The sequence below is a fragment of the Streptomyces sp. NPDC055239 genome, assembly GCF_053606205.1.
In genome coordinates this window covers 424,398-430,559 of record NZ_JBSGRD010000006.1, presented here as the reverse complement: position 1 = coordinate 430,559, position 6,162 = coordinate 424,398, and the positions used below count along the sequence as shown (strand labels likewise).

The window sequence follows — 6,162 nt, the reverse complement described above, 5'->3', positions numbered from 1 at the left end:
TACGCCCCTGCGGGGGGGGTGGTGGTGTGGGGGCGGGGGGGGGGGTGGGGGGGGGGGGGGGTGACTTACCCGGCGGGGGGGGGCCCCGCGCTGGGGCGCCCCCCCGCCCTGCTGCCCGTAAGGCCTCTAAGGCCCGTAAGGCCCGTATGCCCTCAGCCGTCCAGTTGCTGAAGCGTCGCGTTCGAAGGACCGCGCCTGGACTGCTCGTCGCGTGCCACGTCCTCGGCCGCTCCGAGCACGCGGACCGCGTTCTGCCACGTCAGCTTGGCCAGGTCCGCCTTCGACCAGCCGCGGGTCAGGAGCTCCGCGATCAGGTTCGGGTAGCCCGCTACGTCGTCGAGGCCGTCCGGCGTGAACGCCGTGCCGTCGTAGTCGCCGCCGATGCCGATGTGGTCGACGCCCGCGACCTCGCGCATGTGGTCGAGGTGGTCGGCGACCGTCGCGGCCGTGGCGACCGGGCGCGGCGTCGACTCCTCGAAGGCCGCGTGGACCTTCATCGCCTCCGGCGTCGTGTCCAGGTGGTGGAACCCGTGCGCCCGCATGTTCTCGTCGGCCGCCGCCGTCCAGTCGACCGCCGCCTGGAGAACGAACTTCGGTACGAAGGTGACCATCGCGACGCCGCCGTTCGCGGGCAGGCGCTCAAGGACGTCGTCCGGGATGTTGCGCGGATGGTCGCAGACCGCGAGCGACGAGGAGTGCGAGAAGATCACCGGGGCCACGGAGGTGTCCAGGGCCGCCCGCATCGTCGTCGCCGCCACGTGGGAGAGGTCGACGAGCATGCCGATGCGGTTCATCTCGCGTACGACCTCGTGGCCGAAGGCGGAGAGACCGCCCACGCCGGGCTCGTCCGTCGCCGAGTCCGCCCACGCGATGTTGTCGTTGTGCGTCAGCGTCATGTAGCGGACGCCCAGCGCGTGCAACGCCCGCAGTGTCGCGAGGGAGTTGTTGATGGAGTGGCCGCCCTCGGCGCCCATCAGGGACGCGATACTGCCCTCCGCGCGCGCCGCCTCCATGTCCGCGGCCGTCAGCGCGCGCCGCAGGTCCTTCGGGTAGCGCGTGAGCAACTGGTCGACGCAGTCGATCTGTTCGAGGGTCGCGCTCACCGCCGCGTCGCCCGTGAGGTCCGTGCGGACGTACACGGACCAGAACTGGGCGCCGACCCCGCCCGCCCGCAGGCGCGCGATGTCCGTGTGGAGGTTGCCCGTCTGGTCGGACGCGATGTCCAGGCGGTCGATGTCGTAACCCGCCTTCTCGCGCAGCGCCCAGGGCAGGTCGTTGTGACCGTCGACCACGGGGAAGTCGGCGAGGAGGGCGCGGGCGTCATCCAGGGAACTCATGCCACTCGTCCCAGTCATGCCGCTCACTTCCCCGAACCTGAACGTGAACCCGAACCCGAACCCGAGCCGAAGCCGAAACCGGACCCCGCGCCTTCGACCTTGGCGCGCAGACGCTTCCCCTTCTCCGTGGCCTGCTCGTTCAGCTCCTGCTGGAACTCCCGCATACGGCCGAGGATTTCAGGGTCGTGCGCGGCCAGGATGCGCGCCGCGAGGAGACCCGCGTTGCGCGCGCCGCCCACCGAGACCGTCGCCACCGGCACGCCCGCGGGCATCTGCACGATGGACAGGAGCGAGTCCATGCCGTCGAGGTACTTGAGCGGTACGGGGACGCCGATCACGGGGAGCGGGGTCACCGACGCCAGCATGCCGGGCAGGTGTGCGGCGCCGCCCGCGCCCGCGATGATCGCCTTGAGGCCGCGGTCCGCCGCTTCCTCGCCGTACGCGACCATCTCGCGCGGCATGCGGTGCGCGGAGACGACGTCGACCTCGTAGGGGATCTCGAACTCGTCGAGGGCCTTGGCCGCGGCCTCCATGACCGGCCAGTCCGAGTCCGAGCCCATGACGATGCCGACTACAGGTGCGCCAACTTCAGGTGCGGTCATTCCGTGATCGTTCCTCTGAGATAGCCGGCCGCGTGACGCGCGCGCTCGAGCACGTCGTCCAGGTCGTCGCCGTAGGTGTTGACGTGGCCGACCTTGCGTCCCGGCTTCACGTCCTTGCCGTACATGTGGATCTTCAGCTGTGGGTCGCGCGCCATGCAGTGCAGGTACGCCTGGTACATGTCGGGATAGTCGCCGCCAAGGACATTGACCATGACCGTCCACTTCGGCCGCGGGCGCGGGTCTCCGAGGGGGAGGTCGAGGACCGCGCGCACGTGGTTCGCGAACTGGGACGTGATCGCCCCGTCCTGCGTCCAGTGGCCCGAGTTGTGCGGGCGCATCGCGAGCTCGTTCACGAGGATGCGGCCGTCGTGGGTCTCGAAGAGCTCGACCGCCAGGTGGCCGACGACGCCGAGCTCCTTGGCGATGCGGAGGGCCAGCTCCTGCGCCTGGCCCGCGAGGTCCTCCGAGAGGCCGGGCGCGGGCGCGATCACCGTGTCGCAGACGCCGTCGACCTGCTGCGACTCGACGACGGGGTAGGCCACGGCCTGGCCGTGCGGCGAGCGCACGACGTTCGCCGCGAGCTCGCGCACGAAGTCGACCTTCTCCTCGGCGAGCACCGGGACACCGGCCCGGAAGGGGTCTTCGGCGTCCTCGACGGAACGGACGAACCACACCCCCTTCCCGTCATAGCCGCCACGCACCGTCTTGAGGATCACGGGGAAGCCGTCGCCGCCCGTGGAGTCCTCCGAAGATCCTTCGGCCGCGAAGGCGGCCACGTCGGCCGGATCGCGCACGATCCGGTGGCGTGGACACGGCACGCCGATCTCCGTGAGCTTCTCGCGCATCACGCCCTTGTCCTGGGCGTGCACCAGCGCGTCGGGCCCCGGGCGCACGGGGATGCCGTCCGCCTCCAGGGCCCGTAGATGCTCGGTGGGTACGTGTTCGTGATCAAAAGTGATCACGTCGCAGCCCCTCGCGAACTCACGCAGCGTGTCGAGGTCGCGATAGTCGCCGATGACGACATCGCTGACGACCTGCGCCGCGGAATCCTGAGGGGTGTCACTGAGGAGCTTGAACCTGATGCCTAGCGGGATGCCCGACTCGTGTGTCATACGAGCGAGCTGACCTCCGCCGACCATGCCGACTACCGGGAACGTCACACCCCCAGGGTATCGGCCTGTATCAGCCACCCGGGAACGGCCGGTCACGGCCGGATTCCGGGCACCGGACGTGCTCTCCCGTCACAGAGCCGCCACAGTGTGGAGCGGTCCACGCGCCACCCGCGTGAGTCGCTGGTTAGCATGGCTGGGTTGACGCGACCGAAGGACCGATGCCGTCGACAGGACGACACGGCCGGAAAGACCGGAACGAACAGACGACGGGGTTGGGGCGACCACCATGACGGAGCGTGGCGCACTACGGGTGCGGATGGAGCAGATCGCGCGCGAAGTGGCCAAGTTCGGGGCCGTGGGGGCGCTGGGCACGCTGGTGAACTTCGGCGTGTCCAACCTGCTGTGGCACATGACGGAACTGCAGGCCGTGCGTGCGAACGTGATCGCCACGGTCGTCGCCATCGCCTTCAACTACGTGGGCTTCCGTTACTTCACGTACAAGGACCGCGACAAGAGCTCCCGCACCAAGGAGCTCACGCTGTTCCTGATGTTCAGCGCGGTCGGCCTGGTGATCGAGAACGGCGTCCTGTACGCGGCGATCTACGGCTTCGACTGGGACAGCCCGCTCCAGCGCAACATCTTCAAGTTCGTGGGCATCGGCATCGCCACCTGCTTCCGCTTCTGGTCCTACCGCACCTGGGTCTTCAAGACGCTGCCCGCCCGCGATGCCGTCGCCCGCGCGGAAGCGTTCCTGGACGACGGGACCACCAAGGCCACGGCGGCCGACGACAAGCGCCCCGCCGCGCGAGGCACGCGCTAGATCAGCGCACCGTCTCCTCGATCTCCTGGGCCCGCTTCTGCGGGGGCGTGCGCGACAGGAACAGGCCGAACACCGGGGGCTTGGTCTGCAGCATCTCCAGGCGGCCGCCGTCGGCCTCGGCCAGATCCCGGGCGACCGCGAGGCCGATCCCCGTCGAGTTGCGGCCGCTGATGGTCCGCTCGAAGATCCGCGCGCCGAGATCGGCGGGGACACCGGGGCCGCCGTCCGTGACCTCGACGACCGTCTGGTTTCCCGTGACGCGGGTGCGCAGGGCCACGGTGCCGCCGCCGTGCATGAGGGAGTTCTCGATGAGCGCCGCCAGTACCTGCGCGACCGCGCCCGGTGTGCCCACCGCCCTCAGATGCCGCTTGCCCGAGCTGACGATGGCGCGGCCCGCGCTGCGGTAGGCGGGGCGCCACTCCTCCAGCTGCTGCTTGATGACCTCGTCGAGGTCGAAGGAGACGGCGGACCCGGTGCGCGGGTCACGTGAGTTCGTGAGCAGCCGCTGTACGACGTCGGTGAGGCGCTCGACCTGCGCGAGCGCGATCGTGGCCTCCTCCCGCACCGTGTCCAGGTCGTCGGTGACGGTGATCTCCTCCAGGCGCATGGAGAGGGCCGTCAGGGGCGTACGCAGCTGGTGCGAGGCATCGGCGGCGAGTCTGCGCTCGGCGGTCAGCATCCGGGCGATCCGCTCGGCGCTGCCGTCGAGGACGTCCGCGACACGGTCGAGCTCCGTCACCCCGTACCGCTTGTGCCGTGGTCTGGGGTCGCCCGAGCCGAGGCGCTCCGCCGTCTCCGCGAGGTCGGTGAGCGGCGAGGTCAGACGGTTGGCCTGGCGTACGGCGAGGAGTACGGCGGCGATGATCGCAAGGAGGGCCACGGCGCCGATGATCAGCAGGGTGCGGCCGACCTCCCTGGTGACCGAGGTGCGCGGCTCCTCGACGGTGACCTTCTCGCCCTCCTCGCCCTTGGCCGTGTCGTGGATGACTTCGCCGGTGGGGCGGGTGCCGATCTCGACGGGGGCGCGGCCGGGGATCTCGATGAGGGCGTAGCGGTCGGTGTCGACCGCGGCCACGTCACGCAGGATGTCGGCGTCGATCTGCTCGTCGCTGATGAGCCTGCTGTCGACGATGCTGGCCAGGCGGAGCGCCTCGCTGGTGACGCGGTCCTGGGCGCTGGTGCTGATGGTCCTCGTCTCCACGATGACGAGGCTCACCCCGAATACCGCGATCACCACGAGGACGACGGCGAGGGTGCTGTTGATCAGTCGGCGGCGCATGCATCCAGTGTCCCGGATGCGGGGCGCCCCGTAGGGGCGCGGGGAACTGCGCGAGCAACCAGAGCGTGCCCGCACCCGCCAACTGGCCGCCGCGGGCAGACGCGTCTGCCGGGTTACTGACCATGGGCCTCTGCGGGCCGTGCACGGCTGGTCGCGCAGTTCCTCGCGCCCCTGAGGGGCGCTGCCCCTTAACTCTTCTCGAAGCGGAAGCCGACGCCCCGCACCGTGGCGATGTACCGCGGGTTCGCCGCGTCGTCGCCCAGCTTCTTGCGCAGCCAGGAGATGTGCATGTCCAGGGTCTTGGTGGACGACCACCACGTGGTGTCCCAGACCTCGCGCATCAGCTGGTCACGGGTGACGACCCGCCCCGCGTCGCGGACGAGCACCCGGAGCAGGTCGAACTCCTTGGCCGTGAGCTGGAGCTCCTCCTCGCCCATCCAGGCGCGGTGCGACTCGACGTCGATCCGCACGCCGTGCGTGGCAGGCGCCTGCTGCGGTTCACTCGCCCCGCGCCGGAGCAGGGCCCGGACCCGGGCGAGCAGTTCGGCGAGGCGGAAGGGTTTGGTCACGTAGTCGTCGGCGCCCGCGTCCAGGCCGACGACGGTGTCCACCTCGTCGGCGCGTGCGGTCAGGATGAGGATCGGCGCCGTGTGCCCACCGGCACGCAGGCGGCGGGCCACTTCGAGGCCGTCCATTCCTGGCAGTCCCAGGTCGAGTACGACGAGGTCGACGCTGCTCTGCAGCCCGGCGTCGAGGGCGGTCGGGCCGTCCTCACGCACTTCGACCTCGTACCCCTCCCTGCGCAGGGCACGGGCCAGCGGCTCCGAGATGGACGCGTCGTCCTCGGCGAGCAGTACACGGGTCATGGAGTGATGGTAGTCCGCGCTGGACGACCATCGTGGGGTGATCGCCAGCTGACGGTCGACGCCTGCGGCTATGGGGTGCGATCCTGTGGATCACCTTCAAATGTGGGCAACGGTTCCGTCATAACCTGTGATCCATCTCTCAAGTC

Annotated in this window: 6 protein-coding genes; 1 reads left to right on the top strand and 5 read right to left on the bottom strand. The window is 70.0% G+C overall.

Annotation, left to right across the window (positions count from 1 at the left end; genetic code table 11):
* Positions 1-152: 152 nt before the first annotated feature.
* Genes ACWFRJ_RS22190 through ACWFRJ_RS22180 form a run of 3 tightly spaced genes read right to left on the bottom strand, consistent with a single transcriptional unit; the run spans position 153 to position 3,147 of the window.
* Positions 153-1,337 carry a dipeptidase gene (locus ACWFRJ_RS22190; protein ID WP_453533368.1) on the bottom strand — a complete coding sequence of 395 codons (1,185 nt, stop codon included), beginning with the start codon at positions 1,335-1,337 and terminating at the stop codon, positions 153-155.
* A gap of 23 nt (positions 1,338-1,360) precedes the next feature.
* Positions 1,361-1,939, bottom strand: a complete 579-nt coding sequence (gene purE, locus ACWFRJ_RS22185) for a 5-(carboxyamino)imidazole ribonucleotide mutase (RefSeq protein WP_453533365.1) — start codon at positions 1,937-1,939, stop codon at positions 1,361-1,363.
* On the bottom strand, positions 1,936-3,147 hold the full coding sequence (locus ACWFRJ_RS22180) for a 5-(carboxyamino)imidazole ribonucleotide synthase (RefSeq protein ID WP_453533362.1): 1,212 nt from the start codon (positions 3,145-3,147) through the stop codon (positions 1,936-1,938). The genes purE and ACWFRJ_RS22180 overlap by 4 nt, the downstream gene beginning before the upstream one ends.
* A gap of 190 nt (positions 3,148-3,337) precedes the next feature.
* Between ACWFRJ_RS22180 and ACWFRJ_RS22175 the strand changes: the two genes are divergently transcribed.
* Complete coding sequence (locus tag ACWFRJ_RS22175; RefSeq protein WP_453533359.1) at positions 3,338-3,871, top strand: GtrA family protein; 534 nt, start codon at positions 3,338-3,340, stop codon at positions 3,869-3,871.
* A 1-nt stretch (position 3,872) separates the two neighbouring features.
* On the opposite strand, the gene ACWFRJ_RS22170 is transcribed toward ACWFRJ_RS22175, so the two are convergent.
* Positions 3,873-5,150 carry an ATP-binding protein gene (locus tag ACWFRJ_RS22170; protein ID WP_453533356.1) on the bottom strand — a complete coding sequence of 426 codons (1,278 nt, stop codon included), beginning with the start codon at positions 5,148-5,150 and terminating at the stop codon, positions 3,873-3,875.
* Positions 5,151-5,338: 188 nt separating this feature from the next.
* Complete coding sequence (locus ACWFRJ_RS22165) at positions 5,339-6,016, bottom strand: response regulator transcription factor (RefSeq protein WP_453533353.1); 678 nt, start codon at positions 6,014-6,016, stop codon at positions 5,339-5,341.
* Positions 6,017-6,162: the final 146 nt, after the last annotated feature.

Excerpts from the sequence above, each read along its gene's own strand:
- ACWFRJ_RS22190 (WP_453533368.1), bottom strand. The coding sequence starts at position 1,337 with ATGAGTTCCCTGGATGACGCCCGCGCCCTCCTCGCCGACTTCCCCGTG.
- purE (WP_453533365.1), bottom strand. The coding sequence starts at position 1,939 with ATGACCGCACCTGAAGTTGGCGCACCTGTAGTCGGCATCGTCATGGGC.
- ACWFRJ_RS22175 (WP_453533359.1), top strand. The coding sequence starts at position 3,338 with ATGACGGAGCGTGGCGCACTACGGGTGCGGATGGAGCAGATCGCGCGC.
- ACWFRJ_RS22170 (WP_453533356.1), bottom strand. The coding sequence starts at position 5,150 with ATGCGCCGCCGACTGATCAACAGCACCCTCGCCGTCGTCCTCGTGGTG.
- ACWFRJ_RS22165 (WP_453533353.1), bottom strand. The coding sequence starts at position 6,016 with ATGACCCGTGTACTGCTCGCCGAGGACGACGCGTCCATCTCGGAGCCG.